Annotated in this window: 17 protein-coding genes and 1 pseudogene; 5 read left to right on the plus strand and 13 right to left on the minus strand. The window is 73.3% G+C overall.

Features of this window, described 5'->3' with window-relative positions:
• Positions 1 to 87: 87 nt before the first annotated feature.
• Positions 88 to 663, minus strand: coding sequence for a hypoxanthine phosphoribosyltransferase (gene hpt, locus O7597_RS09030; RefSeq protein WP_164448636.1), 576 nt, complete (start codon positions 661 to 663; stop codon positions 88 to 90).
• 100 nt (positions 664 to 763) lie between these two features.
• Positions 764 to 901 (minus strand): hypothetical protein, encoded by a 138-nt coding sequence (locus O7597_RS09035; RefSeq protein WP_269738569.1) that lies wholly within the window; start codon positions 899 to 901, stop codon positions 764 to 766.
• A gap of 152 nt (positions 902 to 1,053) precedes the next feature.
• Between O7597_RS09035 and O7597_RS09040 the strand changes: the two genes are divergently transcribed.
• Positions 1,054 to 2,016, plus strand: a complete 963-nt coding sequence (locus O7597_RS09040; protein ID WP_269738570.1) for a helix-turn-helix domain-containing protein — start codon at positions 1,054 to 1,056, stop codon at positions 2,014 to 2,016.
• 24 nt (positions 2,017 to 2,040) lie between these two features.
• On the opposite strand, the gene O7597_RS09045 is transcribed toward O7597_RS09040, so the two are convergent.
• The 4 genes and pseudogenes from O7597_RS09045 to dacB all read right to left on the minus strand — a co-directional run bounded on the left by O7597_RS09045 (position 2,041) and on the right by dacB (position 7,437).
• A complete protein-coding gene (locus O7597_RS09045) occupies positions 2,041 to 3,675 on the minus strand; it encodes a gamma-glutamyltransferase family protein (protein ID WP_281582443.1) in 1,635 nt (544 codons plus the stop codon).
• Positions 3,676 to 3,758: 83 nt separating this feature from the next.
• Positions 3,759 to 4,736: pseudogene (tilS, locus tag O7597_RS09050) on the minus strand (tRNA lysidine(34) synthetase TilS); the annotation flags it as partial.
• A 16-nt stretch (positions 4,737 to 4,752) separates the two neighbouring features.
• Positions 4,753 to 5,820 (minus strand): zinc-dependent metalloprotease, encoded by a 1,068-nt coding sequence (locus O7597_RS09055; RefSeq protein WP_281582444.1) that lies wholly within the window; start codon positions 5,818 to 5,820, stop codon positions 4,753 to 4,755.
• Positions 5,821 to 5,967: 147 nt separating this feature from the next.
• Entirely contained in the window at positions 5,968 to 7,437 is a 1,470-nt protein-coding gene (gene dacB, locus O7597_RS09060) for a D-alanyl-D-alanine carboxypeptidase/D-alanyl-D-alanine-endopeptidase (RefSeq protein ID WP_281583221.1), read from the minus strand.
• A gap of 621 nt (positions 7,438 to 8,058) precedes the next feature.
• On the opposite strand from dacB, the gene O7597_RS09065 reads away from it, so the two are divergent.
• The gene (locus tag O7597_RS09065; protein WP_281582445.1) at positions 8,059 to 8,565 is read left to right on the plus strand and encodes an inorganic diphosphatase; all 507 of its coding nucleotides are present in this window, start codon (positions 8,059 to 8,061) and stop codon (positions 8,563 to 8,565) included.
• A gap of 25 nt (positions 8,566 to 8,590) precedes the next feature.
• Here the strand turns inward: O7597_RS09065 and eccD are convergent, their stop codons facing one another.
• Entirely contained in the window at positions 8,591 to 9,991 is a 1,401-nt protein-coding gene (gene eccD / locus O7597_RS09070; protein ID WP_281582446.1) for a type VII secretion integral membrane protein EccD, read from the minus strand.
• Between the two features lie 100 nt (positions 9,992 to 10,091).
• Between eccD and eccCa the strand changes: the two genes are divergently transcribed.
• From eccCa to O7597_RS09085, 3 genes are all read left to right on the plus strand, one after another.
• Positions 10,092 to 14,030 carry a type VII secretion protein EccCa gene (eccCa, locus tag O7597_RS09075; protein WP_281582447.1) on the plus strand — a complete coding sequence of 1,313 codons (3,939 nt, stop codon included), beginning with the start codon at positions 10,092 to 10,094 and terminating at the stop codon, positions 14,028 to 14,030.
• Positions 14,031 to 14,103: 73 nt separating this feature from the next.
• Positions 14,104 to 15,426, plus strand: a complete 1,323-nt coding sequence (mycP, locus tag O7597_RS09080; RefSeq protein ID WP_281582448.1) for a type VII secretion-associated serine protease mycosin — start codon at positions 14,104 to 14,106, stop codon at positions 15,424 to 15,426.
• Positions 15,427 to 15,610: 184 nt separating this feature from the next.
• Positions 15,611 to 16,225, plus strand: a complete 615-nt coding sequence (locus tag O7597_RS09085; protein ID WP_281583222.1) for a phosphatase PAP2 family protein — start codon at positions 15,611 to 15,613, stop codon at positions 16,223 to 16,225.
• A gap of 7 nt (positions 16,226 to 16,232) precedes the next feature.
• Here O7597_RS09085 and O7597_RS09090 read toward each other — a convergent pair whose 3' ends face one another.
• The 6 genes from O7597_RS09090 to O7597_RS09115 form a co-directional block, all read right to left on the minus strand.
• Entirely contained in the window at positions 16,233 to 17,411 is a 1,179-nt protein-coding gene (locus O7597_RS09090; protein ID WP_281582449.1) for a MarP family serine protease, read from the minus strand.
• A gap of 63 nt (positions 17,412 to 17,474) precedes the next feature.
• Positions 17,475 to 18,206, minus strand: a complete 732-nt coding sequence (locus O7597_RS09095) for a CoA pyrophosphatase (protein ID WP_269738759.1) — start codon at positions 18,204 to 18,206, stop codon at positions 17,475 to 17,477.
• Between the two features lie 5 nt (positions 18,207 to 18,211).
• Complete coding sequence (locus O7597_RS09100) at positions 18,212 to 18,820, minus strand: TlpA disulfide reductase family protein (RefSeq protein WP_269738577.1); 609 nt, start codon at positions 18,818 to 18,820, stop codon at positions 18,212 to 18,214.
• The gene (gene nth / locus O7597_RS09105) at positions 18,817 to 19,596 is read right to left on the minus strand and encodes an endonuclease III (protein ID WP_281582450.1); all 780 of its coding nucleotides are present in this window, start codon (positions 19,594 to 19,596) and stop codon (positions 18,817 to 18,819) included. Before nth ends, O7597_RS09100 begins: the two co-directional genes overlap by 4 nt.
• 55 nt (positions 19,597 to 19,651) lie before the next feature.
• Entirely contained in the window at positions 19,652 to 20,797 is a 1,146-nt protein-coding gene (locus O7597_RS09110) for a CapA family protein (RefSeq protein ID WP_269738579.1), read from the minus strand.
• A gap of 58 nt (positions 20,798 to 20,855) precedes the next feature.
• Entirely contained in the window at positions 20,856 to 21,518 is a 663-nt protein-coding gene (locus O7597_RS09115; RefSeq protein WP_269738580.1) for an adenosylcobinamide amidohydrolase, read from the minus strand.
• Positions 21,519 to 21,693: the final 175 nt, after the last annotated feature.

Below are 21,693 nucleotides of genomic sequence, written 5' to 3' on the forward strand. Positions count from 1 at the left end.
GGGTCACCGTCGTCAACGGTAGTCCGATCAGCTGAAAGGCGGCTGTACGCCGGGCGGGAGGTGCCGACGTGCCGGGTGTCCGGCCGGTCAGGAGCGGGCGTAGACCTCCGGCTTGAGTACCCCCACGTACGGCAGCTCCCGGTAGCGCTCACCGAAGTCGAGGCCGTACCCGACGACGAACTCGGTCGGGATGTCGAAGCCGACGTACCTGACCGGCACCGTCACCTTCACCGCGTCCGGCTTACGGAACAGCGCGACCACCTCGACGCTCGCGGCCGACCGCGATTCCAGGTAACGCAGCAACCAGGACAGGGTCAGCCCGGAGTCGACGATGTCCTCCACGACGACGACATGCCGACCGGCGATGTCCCGGTCGAGGTCCTTGAGGATCCGGACCACTCCCGAGGAGGTGGTGCCCTGCCCGTACGAGGAGATGGCCATGAAGTCCAGCTCGGCCGGGGGGCCGTGCCGGCCCAACGCCCGGGCGAAGTCGGCCATGAACATGACCGCGCCCTTGAGTACGCAGACGAGCAGCAGCCCGTCGGAGACGTGCGCGTAGTCCGCGGAGACCTGTTTGGCCAGCTCAGCGGTCTTCTCGCGGATCTGCGCCTCGGAGATGATCACGTGGTCGATGTCGGCGTCGTACCAGGAGCCGTCAGCCATGACCATAGCCTGCCGTACGCCCCGGGTTCGCCGTCGGCGGGGCCGCCCGTTTCAGGGCAACCCCGCCTAGAGATTTACCGGACAAGAGGAACATTCCGGTTCAGCAGTGGCGTGACCGCCACCTGTGGCCCCCCTCGGAGGGCTTCCAGTCCGCCGAGTCACGACTGTCGGCGGCCAGCCCGAGGGCGGACAGCAGGGCGAGGGAGAGAAAGAACAGCAGGAAAAGCAGGAAACCCATGGCGGCGCTCGCTTTCTGACGTCTGCGGTTGTCGTGTCGCCGCCGGTGCGCACCGGACAACTGCCAGTCTGGGCATCCCGTCCCCTCGCCGACAGTGGCAGGAATGCCACTCCTGCTCGATTTTCTGCCACCCGTGCGGTTACCCTCGTCACATGCTGCGTTCGGTGGCCGTACTCGTCCTGGACGGCGTCGCGCCGTTCGAACTCGGCGTGCTCGCCGAGGTGTTCGGTACCGACCGCACCGCCGACGGGCTACCGGGTTACCGCTTCGACGTGTGTGGTCCCCGGCAGGCCCCGGTACGCACCTCCGCCGGTTTCCATCTGGTGCCGAACGCCGATCTGGCTCCGCTGGAGCAGGCGGACCTGGTGGCCGTTCCCGCGCACGATCCGACCACCACCGCGCCGGTCGAGGTCCACGAGGCGCTGCGTCGAGCCGCCGATCGGGGCGCGTACCTGTTCAGCGTGTGCGCCGGCGCGTACCTGCTGGGCGAGGCGGGACTGCTCGACGGGCGGGAGTGCACCACCCACTGGCGACACGTCGACGAGTTGCAGCGCCGCCACCCGAGCGCCCGGGTGCGCTGCAACTCGCTCTACGTACAGGACGGCCGGCTGCTCACCAGCGCGGGCACCGCCGCCGGCATCGACGCCTGCCTGCACCTGGTACGCCAGGCGCACGGCTCGGCCACCGCCACCCGACTCGCCCGCCGGATGGTGGTGCCTCCGCACCGCGACGGCGGGCAGGCCCAGTACATCGAGGCACCGATTCCGAAGGCGCCGGAGGCGCCCACCCTGGAACCGGTGCTGGAATGGTTGATGGGCCATCTGGACCGGCAGACCACGGTCGACGAGTTGGCCGCACGGGCCGGGATGGCCCCTCGGACGTTCGCCCGCCGCTTCCGCGCGGAGACCGGCACCACCCCGCACGACTGGCTGACCAACCAACGCGTCCTGCTGGCCCGCCGGCTGTTGGAGGACACCGCGCTCACGGTCGAGGGGGTCGCCGAACGGGCCGGGTTCGGCGACGCCGCCGTCCTTAGGCACCACTTCACCCGCCGGGTCGGTGCCACGCCGCAGGCGTACCGCGGCACGTTCCGGGACCGTGCTGCTACCGGTTGACCCGCCGCCTGAGGATCGTGCCGGTCAGAATCCGGCGGCCGCGCCGTCCACCCGGGACTCGGAGCCGACCACGAACCCGCCGTCGGCGCGTCGCCAGATCGCCTGCCCGTAGCCGAAGACGGTGGGATCGGACGCGACGGTCACCTGGTGGCCCCGCTCCCGCAGGTCGGCCAGGAGTGCGGCGCCACCGGGCCCGGCCACCAGTTGTTCCTCGACCAGCAGCGAGCGGCCCGCGTGCCAGTACCAGCGTGGGGCGTCCAGCGCCGCCTGCGGGTCGAGGCCCGCGTCCACGGTCGCCGAGACCAGTTGGACGTGGCCCTGGGGCTGCATGTGCCCACCCATCACCCCGAACGGCCCCACCGGCACGCCCTGCCGGGTCAGGAAACCCGGAATGATCGTGTGATACGGCCGCTTCGCCGGGCCGACCACGTTGGGATGCCCCACGTCGAGCCGGAAGCCGAGACCCCGATTCTGCAGCGCGAAGCCGTATCCGGGCAGCACCACGTGGGAGCCGAAGGCAAGGTAGGTGGACTGGATCAGGCTGACCATCATCCCGCTCTCGTCGGCGGTACAGAGGTAGACCGTCCCACCGCGCTCCGGTGCGCCGGTCACCGTCTCGGCCGCCGCCTCGGTGATCGCCGCACGGCGCCGGGCCAGATGCTCCGGGCTGAGCAGCCCGGGCGGGACCGGGGCAAGATCGGGATCGGCCACGTGGGCGTGCGCGTCGGCGAAGCCCACCTTGACCGCCTCGATCTGCCGGTGCAGCCACCGCGACCCGTCCGCCGGGTCCGATCCGTCCAGGATGCCCAGGGCGAGCAGGGCGGCCAGTCCCTGCCCGTTCGGCGGCAGTTCCCAGACCTCGTGGCCCCGGTAACGCACCGACACCGGGTCGACCCAGACGCTGGCGTGCTGTGCCAGGTCCGTCGCCGTGAGCAGCCCGCCGGTACGGGCGGCGTGATCGGCCAGGGCCGCCGCGATCCGTCCCCGGTAGAACTCCTCCGCCCGGCTGTCGGCGATCAGTCGCAGCGTCAGTGCCGCGTCCGGGTTGCGCCACCGCTCCCCCGCGCGGGGAGCCCGCCCCTGCGGTGCGAAGACCCGCCCGAACTCCGCGTACTCGGGACCGGACAGCCCGGCGTGCCCGGCGACCGCACGGGACCAGGCCGCCGCCGTCGCGGTGGACACGGGGTGCCCCCGCTCCGCGTAGCCGATGGCGTCGGCGAACAGCTCCGCGAACGGCAGCGAACCGAATCGCTCGTGCAGGTCGCGCCAGCCCGCCGGCACGCCCGGTACGGTCACCGGCAACCAGCCCCGGGCCGGCATCGCCGGGCCGACCGCCTGTGCCCCACCCAACGCGTCGGGAGGCTCGGTGCCTCGACCGCCGGTCGCCGCGAGGACCAGGTCCCGGGTCAGCCCGGCGGGTGAGCGGCCGGAGGCGTTCAGGCCGTGCAGCCGCTCGCCGTCCCAGACGATGGCGAAGAGGTCACCACCGATGTCGTTGGAGGGTGGTTGCACCACGGTGAGCGTGCTGGCGGTGGCCAGCGCCGCGTCCACGGCGTTGCCACCGCGGCGCAGCACGGCCAGCCCGGCGGCCACGGCCAGCGGCTGGCTGGTGGCCACGGCGCCGCGCGGCGCGTAGAGCGGTTGCCGGGGATGGATCATGCTTCGACGACCGCCTCGCCGGTCGCTGTCCCCGCCACCGGAGGCGCCGACGTTCGGCCGGCCGTCGAAGCCGGGGATGACGCCGACAGCAGCCGATCGCCGCGGCGGAGCACCCGCAACCCACCCGGCAGGTAGCTGGCTCGCTGGCCCCGCCACGCCGTGACCAGGGCGTCGAGTGCGGCGACGTGGCGGTGCGACAGTGCGGCCGGCGGCGCGCCCAACTCGTGCGCCCAGGCCCGCAGCACCCGAGCGCGCACCGCGGGCGCCAGGGCCGCCAGGTTCCAGGTGGCCAGGCCGCCGTCGGGGTGCCGGGCCTGACCAAGCGCCGCGGCGGCGAGTTCGTCCAGCACCGCGTTGTCCGCCGCCACCAGCGCGGCGGTACGGGCGAGGTTGTCCAGCACACCCGGGCCGAGCGCCCGGACCAGCACGGGCAACACGTCGGACCGGACCCGGGAACGGGCGTACGCCGGGTCGCTGTTGTGCGGGTCGTCCCAGGGCACCAGCCCGAGGGCCGCGCAGGCCGCCCGGGTCTCCGCCCGCCCGATCTCCAACAGCGGCCGTACGAGGGGAATGCCGGCGAGATCCCGGCGGGCCGGCATGCCGGCGAGTCCGCGCGGGCCGGCGCCCCGGGCCAACGCGAGCAGTACCGTCTCCGCCTGGTCGTCCCGGGTGTGACCGGTCAGCAGGGCCGAGGCGCCGTGTGCCTTGGCGATCTCCGCCAGCGCCTGATAGCGGGCGTCGCGGGCGGCCGCCTCGGGGCCACCGGGCCGACCGGCGACCTCGACGCGGACCACCTCCACCGGCGACAGACCGGCCGCCTCCGCCCAGCGCCCCACCGCCTCGGCCCGCCCCCGCGACCCGACCTGCAAGCCGTGGTCGACGGTGACCAGCCCGGCGGTACGGCCGGCCCGGGGTGCCACGAACGCGGTGGCCGCGGCCAGGGCCAGCGAGTCGGCCCCACCCGAGCAGGCGACCAGCACCGGGCCGTCCGTCGGCAGGTCGGCCAACGCACGCCGGACCGCGATCCGGATCGCGGCCACCGGCGGGGCGAGCGGAGCCATCGGCGCGGCGACGCGCTCAGCCGGCCGTCGGCACCGGGCCGACCGGCCCGTGCACCCGCGCCACCCAGGCATCCGGTTCGCTCAGCTCGGACAGCCGGGGCAGGGTCAGCGGCGACTCGAAGACCCGGTTGAAGCCGGCCATGCCGACCCGGTCCACCACGGCGTGCACGAACTTGCGGCCCTCGGCGTACTGCCGCATCTTGACGTCGATGCCGATCAGCCGCCGGATCGCCTTCTCGACCGGGTTACCGGCCTCGCGCCGCCGGTTGAAGCCGGCCCGGATCCGCTCCACACTCGGGATCACCTGTGGTCCGACGCCGTCCATCACGAACTCGGCGTGCCCCTCGAGCAGCGTCATCAGGGCGGTCAGCCGGTCCAGCACGGCACGCTGCCCCGGCGTCTGCACGATGTCCAGCACGCTGGACCGGCTCTGCGGGTCGCGGACCGCGTCGGCGAGGGTGCTCACCCCCCGACGCAGCCGCTCCAGCAGGTGCTCGCCGCCCTGGGCAGCGTCGACGAACGCCTGCACCTCACCGAGGAAGTAGGCCCGCATCCAGGGCACGGCGGTGAACTGCGTCCGGTGGGTCACCTCGTGCAGGCAGACCCAGAGCCGGAAGTCGCGTGGATCCGCGCCGAGCTTGCGCTCCACCTCGACGATGTTCGGCGCGACCAGCAGCAGCTGTCCGGGGTCGGCGGAGAAGACCTCGTACTGCCCGAGGACCCGGCCGGAGAGGTAGGCCAGCACGGTGCCGGCCTGCACCCCGGTCACCCGGGAACCGATCGCCTCGGTGAGCACACCGGGTTGTTTGTCCTCGGTGAGCCGACCGACCAGCGGGGTGATCACCTCACGGAGGCCGGCGATGTTCGTCGCCGCCCAGTCCCGCCGATCGACCACCCGTACCGGCGGGTGGGCGACCTGCGAGGTCAGCCCGGTGTAGTCGGCGACGTGCCCGGCCGCCTCGTCGGTCAGCCGGCGCAGCTCGGAAACCACCTCGGTGGCTTCGGCGTACGTCACCCGGGGGCCCGACTTGCCCAGAGCCCCCGCCGTCGCGGTAGCCAGATCCCAGTCCACGAACTGCGCCATGCGACCCACCGTACCCGCGCCGCGACACTCCACCCGGCCGGCCGACCCGGTGCCGGTCCGCCGGTCGGGTGACGGCGGCCGGTCGCGGGGCCGGGCCGCACGCCGCTCCGCCATTGCGCAACGCCGGACCGGTGGCCGTCGGGCCGCTCAGCGGCAGCCGCAGCCGGCCAGCGCGGCGGCGATCCGGTCCAGCGCGGCCCGGGCCGGCTCCATCCCGTCCGGCGGCACGTCGTCGGTGAGCACCGCGAAGGTGAGCAGGCGGCCTTCGGTGGTGGTCACCACTCCCGCGATCGCGTGCACCCGGGTCAACGTGCCGGTCTTGGCGCGGACCACACCGGCACCGGCGGCCGTGCCGGGTGCCGCACCGTACCGGCCACGCAGGGTGCCGGACCAGCCCGCGACCGGCAGCCCCCCGAAGATGCCGGCGAGCTCGGGCCGGTCCGGGCTCGCCGCCAGCGCCAACAGCTCGGTCAGCAGGACCGGGCTGATCAGGTTCTTCCGGGACAGTCCGCTGCCGTCCGCCAGGTCGAGTCCGCCGGCCGGCAGCCCCAGCTCCGACACCACCTCGGTCATCGCCGTCGCCGCACCGTCGAAGGAGGCCGGCCGATCGCGGGCCAGGGCGACCTGGCGGGCCAGCGCCTCGGCGACGATGTTGTCGCTATCGCTGATCATGATGTCGACCAGCCGGATCAGCGGCGGCGAGTGCACCACGCCGAGTTCGGCACCGGGCCCGCCGCCGCCGACCGGTTCCGTCGCGGTCGTCCCGGTCGGCGTCGGCGGGGCGGTGCCCTTGCGTACGGTGTCGACCGGCACCCCGAGCAGTTTGGCGAAGGCACGGCCGGCGACCAGGTCCGGTTCGGCAACGCGTTCGGCCCAGCCGGGGCCGGCCTTCGGATTCTCGCGCGCGCCGTCCAGCATCAACGCGGTGATCGCCCCGCCGTACCCGCCGGTGGGAATGTCGTCGTCCCAGCCGGGTTCGTGGACCGGGCCGGAGTAGCGCGAGGAGTCGACGACGACTCTGCTGGGTGCGACCCCGCCCAGCGCCTTCCGGACCTGGTCGGCGAGGTCGGTGAGGTTGGCCGCGCCCGGGTAGAAGCCCTTCGTGTCGGCGGCCAACGTCGGGTCCCCGCCACCGACCAGAACCACCTCACCGGGTTGTGCGCCCGCCACCGCCCGGGTCGGGATCCGATGGCCGGGACCCCGGGCGGTCAACACCGTCACGGCGGTCAACAGCTTGGTCACCGAGGCCGGCACGGTCCCCGCCCGGCCACCGCGGTCGAAGAGCATCTCCCCGGTGAGGGCGTCGGCCACCGCCACGTTCACCCGGCCACCCAGCGCGGCGTCGTCGATCAGCGGTTCGAGGGTGGTCCGGAGCCCGTCCGTGCTGGGCGGCGGCGCGCCGATGTCGGCGGCGGCCAGCACCGGGACCGGCGCGGGCTCCACCGCACCGGTGGCCGCCGGTGTCGCGGGCGAGTCGCCCAACCAGCTCCCCACCGGCCCGGGTCGGACCACGACCAGGCCCACGGCGACCAGCACGAGCACCAGCACGGCGGCGAGGACCAGCGGCAGCCGTCGGCGCGCTGCCGAGCCGACCGGTGCTGGTGCGACGCCGGCCAGTGGTGGTGCGACGCCGGCCGGTGGTTCACCGGTAGGGCCCACACCCGGCCCAACCGGCGCTGGGCTCACCGGCACGGATGCCGATCCGGTCGATGGTCCGGCCGGACTCGTGGGGACGGCGGCGACCGGACCGGCGGCCGGGCTCGTCGGGGCGGCACCACCGGGCGCAGCCGGACTTGTCGGGGTGACCTCGCCGGGCGCAGCCGGGCTCGTCGGGGTGACCGCGCCGGGTGCGGCGGCCCGTCCGGAGGCGGCACCCCGAGGCGGTGTCGTCGGCGACGTGGTGTCCAGGGGCGGGTTCGCCTCGGACCGGTTCACGGGTGTCGGTGTGACGGGTGGCGTCGGGGGTTGTGGTCGGAGGATCTGCGCGTCCGGCACCGGAACCCGCCCGGCGACCGGCTTGGCCGGCGGTCGTTTCGCACCGCCCTCGGCGGCACCGCCGGGACGGTAGTGTGAATCTTCCCTCCCCACGACCCCCTCCTCCCCCACCGGGAACCGGCCTGGGTGACACTACTTCGGTCCGAAGACTATGCGGCGGCCGGAGTCGGTGGGTTGGCAATCACCTCCCTGCTCTGCCGCCGGTTCCGTCAAGCCAGCGTGGGCCAACGAGGGAGCGTGCAGATGGATTTCGACGTGACGGTTGAGATCCCCAAGGGTCACCGCAACAAGTACGAGGTGGACCACGTGACCGGGCGGATCCGGCTGGACCGCACCCTCTTCACCTCCACGCAGTACCCGGCCGACTACGGCTTCATCGAGGGCACCCTGGGTGAGGACGGCGACCCGCTCGACGCCCTGGTGCTGGTGCCCGAGCCGACCTTCCCAGGCTGCCTGATCCGGTGCCGCACGATCGGCATGTTCCGGATGACGGACGAGAAGGGCGGCGACGACAAGGTCCTCTGCGTTCCCTACGAGGATCCGCGGCAGGAGCACCTGCGCGACATCCACCACCTCGGCGAGTTCGATCGGCTGGAGATCCAGCACTTCTTCGAGGTGTACAAGGATCTTGAGCCGGGCAAGTCCGTGGAGGGCGCCACCTGGGTGGGTCGGACCGAGGCCGAGGCGGAGATTCAGGCTTCGTACCGGCGCGCCAGGGAGGCCGAGGCACGCGGCGAGTCCACCCACTGACGTCTCCGAGCAGGCCCGGGGACGCTCAGCCGAGCAGCCCCCGGGCCCGTCCGTAGAGGCCGAGCACCGCGCAGGCGACCGGCACCACCGAGACCACCAGCAGGGTGTCGGCCAGGTCGGTGACCCGTCCGACGTACGGGGAGACCGGCCGGCGGGCGTACGTCGTGCCGACCGCCACCACCAGTAGCGCGACCAGCAGCCCGCCGGCGACCAGGATCAGCCGGACCGCCGCGTCGGCCGTTCCGGCCAGTACCGCGCCGAGGACCGCGTACCCGGCCAGGCCGGCGAGCACCGGCGCGATCCGGTGCTGGACCGTCGTGAAGAGCCGGGCACGTAGCAGCAGCACCGTCGAGGTCACCCCGACCAGCAGCCAACCGGCGACGCCACTGGTGCTGACGAGGATCACGACCGCGCCGACGGTCAGCACGGCCTGACCGATCAACATGCCGACGAGCATCTCCTCGGTGCGGGCCACCGCCGCCCGCACCCGACCGCGATCCGGCAGCTCACGGGCCCGGTCCGAGTCGTCCGGCGAGTCGGTGGGCAGGGTGATCGGCGGCAACGGCACCTTGCCCAGCCGGATGGCCAGCAGCGGCGCGGCCCCGACGGCGAAGGTCAACGCGCACAGCAGGACAGCGGCCGCGCCGGCCGGCTCGAGCAACAGGCCACCGAGGGCGGCCGCTCCGGCCCCCGCGCCCACCACCGCGCCGGCCACGAAGACCCGCAGTCGGGTGGCCACCCCGAACAGCCCCAGCACCGAGACGAGCAGCAGCCCCATCGACCCGGCGAGCAGCTCCGGTGCGCCCACCCAGCGCAGCGCGCCGACCGGCCCGACCGGATCGCCCGAGCTGACCGCGAGGGCACCGGCGAGCGCCGCGTAGGGCAGCGCGTGACCGCCGACGGTGGCGCCGGCCGGCCCGTCGCCCTGTGCGCGGGACAGCACGGTGCCGGCCAGCAACAGCAGGCTCGCCACCACCGTCGCGGCCGGCCAACCGGCGGGGTCGCCGGGCCCGGCAGCAGCCAGGGCGAGCAGGCCGACGGCGAGCGGGACACCGGCACCGGCGAGGGCCACCGTCCGGGTGGCACCGGATGACCAGCCCCCGCCCCGCTGGCGGGCGGCGTCGGCGAGGGCCTCGACCACGTCGTCGTACTCGAACTCCGGCCACTCGGTGCGCGCCGGCACCAGGTGCAGCACCTCACCGTCGCGGACCCCCTGAGCGGCCAGCGCCTGCCCGCCAACCAGCACGGTGCCGTCGGCTCGCCGGAGCATCCAGCCGCCGTGCTGTTCTCCGTCGTCGGCGAGCCCCTCACCGGCGTGGCGCAGCACCTCGGGCAGCAGCTCGGCGAGCGGCATCTGCTCCGGTAGCGCCACGTCGACCCGCCGCCGGGGCGTGCTGACGGTGACCCGGGCGAGCCCGACTGCCATCGACTCATCTCCATCCCGAGCGGGTCTGCTGCTGCGCGGACGACAGGACTTTACCTACCATGAGCCAGGCTCGGGTCACCGTGCGCAGTCGGGAGGTCGAGTGTCCACTGTCGTCATCCGGCGGCCGGCACGACGCCCGGCGCCCGACATACCCGTGGGTGACCTGCCGCTGCCGGCGCCCCCGGAGCTTCCGCCCGGCACCGGCACCCGCTGGCACCAGTTGCTGATGGTGCTGCCGATGCTCGGCGGCACGGTCGCGATGGCGATGATGTTCGGCCGCGGCGGCGGGACGTACGCGTACGTGGTCGGCGGCATGTTCGGCCTCTCCTCCCTGGCGATGCTGGCGACCTCCTGGGGCAGTTCCTCCGGCAGCCCGACGAAGTCCGAGATGATGACGGCCCGCCGGGAGTACCTGCGGCAACTGGCCGCCCTGCGTCGGCAGGTTCGGCAGACCGTGGAGCGGCAGCGAGCCGGCCTCTGCTACCGGCACCCCGATCCGTCACGGCTCTGGTCGACGGTGCACAGCCACCGGCTCTGGGAGCGGCGGCCGGCGGATCCGGACTTCGCGGTGGTCCGGGTCGCCGTCGGGCCGCAGACCCTGGCCACGCCCCTGGTGCCGCCGGTCACCCGCCCACCGGAGGAACTGGAGCCGATGACGGCGGGCGCGCTGCGCCGCTTCCTGGACGCGTACTCGGTGGTGCCGGAGCTGCCGGTGGCCCTCTCGCTGCGCAGCTTCGCCCGGGTCTTCGTCCGGGCCACGCCGGTCGGCCCCACCGGCTCGCCGGCCGCGCAGGCGCTGGCCCGGGCCGTGCTCACCCAGCTCGCGGTCTTCCACGCCCCGGACGAGTTGCTGGTCGCCGTCTGTGCCGGGCCGGAACGACGCGGCCGCTGGGAGTGGGTCAAGTGGTTGCCCCACGCCCAGCACCCCACCCGCGCGGACGCCCTGGGTCCGGTGCGGCTGGTGGCCAGTTCCGTGGCGGAGCTGGAACGGCTGCTCGACCAGGTGCTGGCCAGCCGGTCGAGATTCAGCCCGGTCGGGCCGGCCACGGACGGGCCCCATCTGGTGGTCGTGTTCGACGGCGGCGACGTCACCGGTGCCAGCGAACTGGTCGGGGACGGCGGCATCGACGCGGTGACCCTGATCGACCTGGACACCCCACCGCCGCGTCTGCTCGACCGGTTCTCACTGCTGCTGGAGCTGCGGAACGGTCGACTGCACTCCCACTCCCGCGACGGGTCGGCCCAGGTGGGCGCGGCCGACACGCTAGAGATCGCCGAGGCCGAGGCGGTGGCCCGCCGGCTGGCCCCACTGCGGCTGGCCGCCACCAACGGCGCCGACGCCGCGCCCGGTGTCGAGCCGGGTCTGCCGGAGCTGCTCGGCATCGGTGAGCCGGAGGACTTCACCGCCGAACAGGGGTGGGTGTCGAGATCGCCGCGGGACCGGCTGCGGGTACCGATCGGCGTCGGCCCGGACGGTGGCGCGGTCGAGTTGGACCTGAAGGAGTCGGCGCAGGGCGGCATGGGCCCGCACGGGTTGCTGATCGGCGCCACCGGCTCCGGCAAGTCCGAGCTGCTTCGTACGCTGGTGCTCGGGCTGGCCGCCACCCACTCCGCCGAGCAGCTCAACGTCGTCCTCGTCGACTTCAAGGGTGGGGCCACCTTCGCGCCCTTCGACCGCCTGCCGCACACCGCCGCCGTGATCACCAATCTGGCCGACGCGTTGCCGCTCGTCGACCGGATGGTCGACGCGATCAACGGCGAGCTGGTCCGCCGGCAGGAGCTGCTGCGCCGCGCCGGCAACTTCGCCAGCCTGCGCGACTACGAGCGGGCCCGGGCGACCGGCAACCCGCTGCCCCCGCTGCCGTCGCTGCTGCTGATCTGCGACGAGTTCTCCGAGCTGTTGTCGGCCAAGCCCGACTTCATCGACCTGTTCCTCCAGATCGGCCGGCTGGGCCGGTCGCTCGGGGTGCATCTGCTGCTGGCGAGTCAGCGGCTGGAGGAGGGACGACTGCGCGGGCTGGACACTCACCTGTCCTACCGGATCGGTTTGCGGACCTTCTCCTCGCTGGAGTCTCGAACGGTGCTCGGGGTGCCCGACGCGCACGAACTGCCCCCGACGCCGGGGCACGGCTTCCTGCGCTTCGGCACCGAGCCGCTGCGCCGGTTCAAGACCGCGTACGTCTCCGGCCCGGTGCGGCGGCGGGCACTGGCGGCCGACGCGGCCGGTACCGAACGTCCCCGGCTGCTCGTCTTCTCCACCCACGTCACACCGGTGCCGCAGCCACCGGCCCCGCCGGCTGTCGAGGACGAGACGGACGACCCGCGGACGCTGCTGCGTCTGCTTGTCGACCGGCTGGCCGGGCAGGGCGCGCCGGCGCACCAGGTGTGGCTGCCGCCGCTGGACGCCGCCCCGGCCCTGGACGAGCTGGTCGGTCCGCTCACGGTCGACCCGGTCCGGGGGCTGACCGTCGGCAATCCCGAGCTGCACGGTGCCCGCCAGGTGCCGGTGGCTGTCATCGACCGGCCCTTCGAGCAGCGCCGCGACGTGCTGTGGTTGGCGCTGGACGGCGCCGCCGGCCACGTCGCGGTGGTCGGCGGTACGCAGAGCGGCAAGTCCACCGCGCTGCGTACGCTGGTCTGCGCGCTGGCCCTTACGCACACCCCGACCGAGGTGCAGGTCTACTGTCTCGACTTCGGTGGTGGCGGGCTCGCCTCGGTGCGTGGTCTGCCGCACGTCGGTGGGGTCGCCGGTCGGGCCGACCCCACCGGCGTGCGCCGTACCGTCGGCGAGATGTCCACCCTGCTCGCCGACCGGGAGCGCCGCTTCGCCGAGCTGGGCGTGGAGTCGATGGCCGCCTGGCGACAGCGACGCGACAGCGGCACCGACGCGGGCGGTACCGCTGCGTTCGGCGACGTGTTCCTCGTCGTCGACGGGTGGACGACCCTGCGCGGCGAGTACGAGGACCTGGAGCCGCTGATCACCGACCTGGCGACCCGGGGGCTCTCCTACGGCGTGCACGTGGTGGCCACCGCGGTGCGTTGGCTGGACTTCCGACCGGCCATCCGGGATCTCTTCGGCTCCCGGCTGGAGCTGCGCCTCGGTGATCCGTCCGACTCGGTGGTGGCCCGGCGGGCGGCGGCGCACGTGCCGGAGCGGACCCCGGGGCGGGGCATCACCTCGGCGGGCCTGCACTTCCTCACCGCGCTGCCACGGACGACCGGCACGGACACCGCTGAACTGGTGAAGCAGGTCGGTGCCGCGTGGACCGGTCCGGTCGCGCCGCCGGTCAGGCTGCTTCCGGCCGTGCTGCCCTACGCCGACCTGGACCTCGACGCCACGACAGGGTTGCGGATTCCGGTCGGTGTCGCCGAGGCGGACCTACGGCCGGTGGTGCTCGACTTCGCCACCGAGCCACACCTCGTGGTCTACGGCGACGCCGAGAGCGGCAAGTCGTCGTTCCTGCGCGCCCTGGCCACCTCGATCGTCGCCCGGTTCACGCCGGAACAGGCGCGGGTGATCCTGGTGGACTACCGACGCAGCCTGCTCGGCGTCATCTCCACCGAACACCTGATCGGCTACGGCACCGCCGCGGCGCACAGCGCCGACCTGGTCGAGTCGGCCGCCGGTTACCTGGCGGACCGCGCACCGGGCCCGCAGGTCAGCCCGACGCAGTTGCGGGAGCGATCGTGGTGGTCCGGCCCGGAACTGTTCGTCTTGGTCGACGACTACGACCTGGTGGCGAGTGGGCCGGCGAACCCGCTGCGGGCGCTGGAGGAACACCTGCCGCACGCCCGCGACGTCGGGCTGCACCTGGTGCTGGCGCGCCGCACCGGCGGTGCCGCCCGCGCCCAGTACGAGCCGCTGGTGCAGCGGTTACGGGAGCTGTCCACCTCGGGCCTGGTGCTGTCGGGCAGCCCGGAGGAGGGTGCGCTCGTCGGTCCGGTCCGTCCCGGTCCGCTGCCGCCCGGGCGCGGTCGGCTGTTCACCCGACGCGAGGGCGTACGCCTGGTCCAACTGGCTCACCTGCCGCCACAGTGACGCCGACTCCACGGAACGTCCCTGTAGGCGGGTCGAAACCGGTAATCTCCGAACGTCATGTGTCCTGCGACGAATGGCTGAGGATGTGACCAGGCTGCGGCACCGTGGCCCGGCGAGGGCCGGGCGGTTCGCCCACCGCGCGCTGCTCGCGACGGCCGCCGCCGCGCTGTCGGCCGCCATCGCGGTCGTGCCCGCGTCCGCCGTACCGGTCCAGGTGTCTCCGGTCGGCACGCCGGTGGCGCACAACCCCGACTCGGCGCGCCGCGCCGACCAGGTCCGCGACGAGCAGTGGCAGCTCGACAAGCTGGGCGCGCGGACCGCTTGGCGCACCTCGACCGGGCGCGGTGTGATCGTGGCCGTGATCGATTCCGGGGTGGACGGTTCCCACCCGGACCTGACCGGCCAGGTGCTACCCGGGATCGACCTGGTCGCGCCGAGCGGGGCGGCCGAGGCGGATCCGGTCGGGCACGGTACGACGGTGGCCGGCCTGATCGCGGGGCGCAACGACGACCGCCGCGGCGTGGTGGGGCTCGCGCCGGACGCCCGCATCCTGCCCGTGCGGGTGCTGGACGCGGAGAACCGCTACGACGACGCGCTGATCGTCGCCAAGGGTGTGCGCTGGGCGGTCGACAACGGCGCGAAGGTGATCAATCTGTCGCTCGGCGGCAGCGGTGACAGCGCGGCGCTGGCCGCGGCGATCGACTACGCCTTCGCCCGGGACGTCGTGGTGGTCGCCTGCACCGGGAATCTCGCCACCTCGCCCGAGGCGAAGGTGTGGTACCCGGCCCGCGAGCCCGGTGTCATCGCGGTCTCCGGCCTGGAGCGCAACAGCGACAACCTGTGGAGCGGCGCGATCACCGGTCGGGCCACGGTCCTCACCGCCCCCGCCAGCGGGCTGGTGGGGGCTCGTCCCCCGGGCGGCTACTGGCGGGTGCAGGGCACCAGCTTCGCGGCGCCGCTGGTCGCCGCGACCGCCGCCCTGGTGCGATCCCGCTATCCGCAGCTGTCCGCCGGTGACGTGGTCAACCGGCTGTTGGTGACCGCCAGGGACATCGGGCCCACCGGTCGGGACGAGCGGTTCGGGTTCGGCCTGGTGGACCCGGTCGCGGCGTTGACCGCCGAGGTGCCGTCGTCGTACGAGAACCCGCTGGACGACAACGACCCGCCCGGAGTGACCGGCTTCGGTCCCGCGCCGGGCTCCGCGACGACGGGCGATCCCGACGCCGAACAACTCGGTCTGACCGGCTCCGGGCAGGAGACCCGGTGGCGGGCCCGGGCCGCCGGTTCGCCGGACGACGCCGGCTCGGAGCGGCTCTGGATCGGCTCGGCCATCCTCGTCGCGCTGCTCACCGGTGCGGTGTTGATGCTGCGTCGGTTCCGGCGGTCGTACCGCTGACCGACCGTCGCTGACGTCAGCGCGGCATTTTTCGCGCATCTACCGGGATGGGCCCGGCCAGCGGGGTACAACGATCGCCGTGGGCACCTTCGAGCGAGTCGGTCCGACGGCTCCCGCCGACCCCGACGATGCCGGACGGCCGGACGACCGGCCGGCCGCACGGTCGGCACACGCCGTCTCCGGCGTGTTGCTGGTCGCGCCGTTCGCCCTGCTCGCGACGCTGGTGCTGAGTGACTGGCCGCCGCTGCGCCGACTCGACCTGGCGATCACGACTCAGCTGCACGGATACGCTCTGGATCACCCGGTCTGGGTCCGGGCGATGAGCCTCTGGACCGACCTCTTCGCACCGATGCCCCTGCGGGCCGCCGCGTTGGTCCTGGTGGTCTGGCTGGCCCGCGACGGTGCCCGGCGGCTCGCGGTCTGGGCCACCACCACAATGGTGTTCGGTGGTCTGCTCGGCCCCCTGCTGAAACTGCTCGTCGGCCGACGGCGACCGGATCTGCCCGACCCGGTGGCGCAGGCACCCGGGCTGGCGTTCCCGTCGGGTCACGCGCTGAACGCGATGCTCGCCGCCGGGATCCTGCTCGTGGTGTTCCTGCCCCGGACCCGGCCCCGTTCCGCGACCCGCACGGCGGTCTGGCTCGGTGCGCTGACGATCGCCCTGGTGACCGGGTTCAGCCGGGTCGCGCTCGGCGTCCACTGGAGCAGCGACGTGCTGGCCGGATGGCTGCTCGGCGCGGCGGTGGTCGTCGCCACCGCGACCGGGTTCACCGTCTGGTCCCGGCGTCGGTCGGGCTGACCTCTCGTCAGGTGCAGTCGCCGGTGTCGGTGCCCCGGGTGCGTTCGGCACCGGCCAGCGCCACCGGGCGGGCCTCGGCGGCGGTGACCGCGAACCCGGTGTTCGGGTCGTCGGCCGCCGCCGCGAAGATCACCCCAAGCACCAGGCCGTTCGAGGAGACCAGTGGACCGCCCGAGTTGCCGCTGCGGACCAGGGCCCGGATCGTGTAGATCTCCCGGTTCACGTTCCCCGACGAGTAGATGTCCGGCCCGGTGATCCGGTCGACGTCGCGGATCCGCGCCGACTGGGCGTTGTACGGCCCGTCCAGCGGGAAACCGAGGACGATCGCGTCCGCCCCGGTGGAGGCGTTCCCGGCGGCGAACCGCATCGACGGGCCGGGCAGTCCGGGTACGTAGAGCACGGCCAGGTCCCGGTCGGGGTCGTAGACGACCACCTCGCCCTCGTACCGGTCGCCGCCCAGTTCCACCGCGACCGAGCGGGTGCCGGCGACCACGTGAGCGTTGGTCATCACCCGGTCGTCGGCGTACACGAAGCCGGACCCCTCGATCCGGCGCGAGCAGCTCGGTGCCGACCCGAGCACCTTCACCACCGAGCGCTGGCCACTGCTCACCACCTCGGAACCGGCCAGTGCCGGGTCGGGTGGCTCGACCTGCCGGGCCTGGGTACGCCGCAACCCGTCGAAGACGTCCGGGAAGCCGTTGGTGTCGACGGTGTCGCGCAGCGCGGTGGAGAGCTGCTGAGCCTGGTCGGGCAGCACCCGGTCCACCACGTTGAGCAGCGCGCTGCTCCGCACGGAGGCGGCGAGCCAGGGCAGCGAGGAGGAGCCGAGCGGCACGGCGACCAGCCAGGCCACCAGCAGCACCGCGAAGAGCGAGACGAACGCGCCACCGATGTCGTCGGCGCGCCGTCCCACGTCGCTGGCGATGGTGCGGCGCAGGTGCGAGCCGAGCCAGCCGGCCAGCGCCTGGCCCACCACGGCGAGGCCGAAGATGGCGACGAGTGAGACCAGCACCCGGGTGCCGCTGTCCACGAACTGCTGGGCGAACATCGGGCCGAGCTGCAGGCCGATCAGGGCGCCCAGGAAGAACCCGGAGAACGAGAGCACCCCGATGACGAACCCCTGTCGGTATCCGCTGATCGCGAACACGAGCATGAGCAACAGCAGGACGAGATCCACGGCCGACACGGCTCAAGCGTACGGGGCGGGGGCTCACGCGAAGACGATCGCTTGCGGAAGGTGACGGTCAGATCAGCGCAGGGCGCTCTCGTCGGCCTCGTCGGTGCCGGCCGACGGGGCGGGTGCGGCGCCGACCGGGGGAAGATCGATCACTCGCCCGCGCGGCCACGGACGGCTCCAGCCGCCCATCTCCAACAGCGCGGCCAGCACCCCGGCCGTGAACCCCCAGACCAGCATCCCGCGTACGGAGAAGGCCGGACCGACCCAGCCGCTCGAGTGGCGTACCCGGACCCGGTTGTCCGGGTCGACCAGCTCGGCGATCGGCAGCCGGGCGACGTGCGCCACCTCGGCCGGCTCCCGGGAGTCCACCGGGTGCGGTGCGTGCCACCAGGCGAGCACCGGGGTCACCACGAAGTCGCTCACCGGTATCCACAGCCTCGGCAGTTGGGCCAGCACGGTGACGCTGGTCGGGTCGAGCCCGACCTCCTCGTTCGCCTCGCGCAGCGCGGTGGCTGCGGCGTCGGCGTCCTCCGGGTCGGCCGCGCCGCCGGGAAAGGCCGGTTGACCGGCGTGGTTGCGCAGGGTCGCGGCCCGTTGCAGCACCAGCACGTCCGGGCCGGTGGCGGCGTCCTCGCCGAGCAGCACCAGCACGGCGCTCTCCCGGCCGCCCTGGTCCGGCGTACGCAGTTGGGTGAAGTCCTCGGTGCGCGCGGTGCCGAGCCGACCGAGCAGCGGGTCCAGCCAGTCAGGCACCGGCCGTGACGCGCCGGCCGCCTCCCGGCCCGGGCTCACGCCGGCTGGCACCTCGCTCACGCCGGTACCGCGATGCCGAGGTGCTGCTTGACGAGTTCGGCGAGTTGGGCGTCGTCGAGGGCACCCGACGTGTCGATGTACCGGACGCCGCCGTCGGCACCCACGAACACCGTCATCGGGAACGCGCTGCGTTCCAGGGCCCGCTGGAACGCCTTGCCCTGGTCGAACAGCATCGGGAACCGTACGCCGAAGTCCTCGCCGATCGACTGCGCGGCGCTGCGGCTGTCCTGGGTGTTCACCCCGATGACCCGCAACTGCCCGTCGGCGCGTTCGTGCAGCCGCTGGAAGGCGGGGAGTTCCTTGCGGCAGGGCGGGCACCAGGAGGCCCAGATGTTGACCACGGCCGGTCCCCGGATGTCCCGCAGGGCGACCGGCGTGTCACCGGTGAAGCAGGTGAGGGTCAACTCGGGCAGCGGGTCACCCGTCGCCTCGTCGTCGCCGGGACCGGCCGGGCCTTCGGTGAGGTCGGCGCAGCCCTCGAACGGGGAGGGACGGGCGGCCACCGTGCCCTGCCCGGCCGGCCGGGGGGCCTCGCGGTCGGCGGTGCAGGCGGTGGCGAGCACCAGCAGCAGCGGCAGGGTCAGCAGCGCGAGCCGGCGGTTCACGGTGCCTCCGCCCGCACCGCCTGCGCCGGGACCAGCTCGGGGTCGACTCCCGCGGCGGTCGCGAGGTCACGGGCGCGGGGGCCCTTGAGCAGCTTCGCGGCAGCGGCGGGTTCGGTCGGTCCGGTGCCGTACGAGGGGCAGAGCTTCGCCAGGGTGCAGGCGCCGCAGGCGGGCTTGCGGGCGTGACAGACCCGGCGGCCGTGGAAGATGATCCGGTGCGACAGCATGGTCCAGTCGCGCTTCGGGAACATCGCGCCGATCTCGTGCTCGATCTTGACCGGGTCGGTCTCGGTGGTCAGCTCCCAGCGCCGCACCAGCCGCTGGAAGTGCGTGTCGACGGTGATGCCGGGCACGTCGAAGGCGTTGCCGAGGATGACGTTCGCGGTCTTGCGGCCGATGCCGGGCAGGGTGACCAGGTCCGCCAACCGGTTGGGTACCCGGCCGTCGTAGCGCTCGACCAGGGCCTGGCCCAACTGGATCAACGAGGTGGTCTTGTTGCGGTAGAAGCCGGTCGGCTTGATCGTCTCCTCGACCTCGCCGCGATCCGCCCCGGCGTAGTCGGCGGCGGTCGGATAGCGGGCGAAGAGTTTCGGAGTGACCTCGTTGACCTTCTTGTCCGTGCACTGGGCCGACAGGATGGTCGCGACGGCCAGTTCCAGTGGGCTGCCGTGGTCGAGTTCGCAGTGCGCGTCGGGGTGTGTCTCGGTCAGCACACGGCCGATCCGCCGCGCGCGACGGGTGCGTCCCAGGTCGGTCTCGGTAGCGCTTCTGGTCACGACGGCCAGCCTACGTCGCCGGTCCGACCGGCTCGGAAGCCTGTGCCGCCGGAGATCAGTCCGCGTCGGGCGGGCTGATCTTTCCGGAGTCGGTGAACCGGGCGCCGGTCTTCGCGAAGTCCAGCTCGGTGAGGTCCCGGAGCAGCCCCAGACCACGGTCGTCGGGGTCGATGGTGGGCTTGCGGGCCCCGTCCATGTACGTGGAGGTGAAGGACCCGCCGGCCCAGGTGCCGTCCGCTTCGAGGGACACCTTGAGCACGCCGCCCCAACCGAGTCGGCCGTTGTTGCTCAGCGAGTTGCCGCCGCCGGCGAAGTTGCCCAGGCTGTAGGCGATCAGCCTGCCCTTGTAGAACTCCATGCCGCGCAGTACGTGCGGTCCGTGCCCGACGATCAGGTCGGCCCCGGCGTCGATCATGGCCCGGGAGAACTTGATCGGGTCGCCCCGGTTCTCGCCGAGGAACATCTCGGTGCCGGGCCGCACCCGCGTCATCTCCGATCCCTCGGCCCCCATGTGCACCTGCACCACGACGATGTCGGCCTGGTCGGCGGCTTTCTTGATCACCTTCTTCGCGGCCGGGATGTCGGTGAGACTGTTCGACCACTGGTACGACGAGAAACCGGCGACGGCGACCTTGACGCCCTTCACCTCGACGACCGTGATCTGGTCGGGCGCGCCGGTGTGCTCCAGCCCGTGCTCCTCCAGCGCCTTCTGGGTGTTCTCGTAGCCCTTCGGCCCGAAGTCGTACCCGTGGTTGTTGGCCTGGTTGAGCAGGTCGAAACCGGCGTCGGCGAGATGGGCGGCGTACTCCGGCGGAGCCCGGAACTGGAAGCAGCGGGTGGAGTTGGCACCGCACTTGCCGGTGCCCGTGTCCACCGTCAACGGCTCTTCCAGGTTGCCCATCACCAGGTCGGCGGCGAGCGCCTTCTTCACCGAGTTGAAGAAGCCCTTGCCGTTGTTCGGGGGCAGCCGGTCGGGCGCCATGGCCATCACGATGTCGCCGGTGGCGGAGAGGGAGATCTTCTTGACCTCGGGGGCGGCCGATTCGACGGGTGCCCCCTCGCCGCCGCCCGTGCCGGGCTGCCAGAGCGGACCCTCGTCGGTGCCGGCGCAGCCGGCGAGGAGCAGGGCGGCGAGCAGCACCCCCAGCGCGGCGAGGGGGTGGCGGCGGGGGCGGGGCGTGGCGGGGGCGGCAGCGTACATCGTGCGCGACCCTACCGGGCGGATATCGCGGAATCGACCGCCGATCGGGTGGGTAGTTTCAGCCCCGGAGCCGATCCGACCATGGGACGACGGTCTCGCGACCCGTCGCCAGCACGGCGGCGTGCACCGCCCGGGCCAGCGGCGCTCCCCAGGTGGAGCGCGGTCCGCCGTAGGCGTTGACCGGCCCGTCCGGTGGGCAGAGCACGGCGACCGCGTCCGTCGGCGTACCGGTGCCGGGCAGCCCCAGCTCCGCGATCGCCTGCGCCTTGGCCTCGGTGGCCGTGGCGACCACGTTGACGAGCGCCGCGTCGCCGAGGCGCGCCGGCACGTACGCCACGATGTTCACCGTGCCGACCGGCTGCGCCGGTGCCGCCACGCTCGGCGCCGCCGCCGGCACCGGGGTACCGAGCCCGACGGTGGCCCAGACCTGCACGCCGGTGTCGGTTCGCCGCGCCACCTCGGCCACGTCGACCCCGGTCAGCAGGCCCACCCCGGGCCCGTCCAGGCCGAACTCCCGGGCCAGCTCGGCCAGGTGGTCGGCGGGGTCGTTCCGGTCGTACGACATGGGCACCGTCGCGTTCAGCACCCACCGGCGTACGCCGATGCCACCGCCCAGCGGCGCGGAGCTGACCGCCAGCAGCGGTCGCCCGGCACGCCAGACAAGCACCGGAATGTCGCGTTCGTCCTCGCGCCGGGTGGTCAGCAGGGGCTCGGGCAGCACGGGGTGACCCTACGTCCGGGTCCTCGCCCCGCCGCTCCCGGCCTGACCAGGCGCGGGATTCTAGATGGTGATCACGACGGGCACGTTACGCCCAACGATCAAGATTCCAGGGGTGCGCCTCTGATTCCTGCTCACGTGCGCCTAGACTGGTCGGCGCGCGAGGGATCAGCGGACG

This window comes from Verrucosispora sp. WMMC514 (genome assembly GCF_027497295.1).
GTDB classification, from domain to species: domain Bacteria; phylum Actinomycetota; class Actinomycetes; order Mycobacteriales; family Micromonosporaceae; genus Micromonospora; species Micromonospora palythoicola.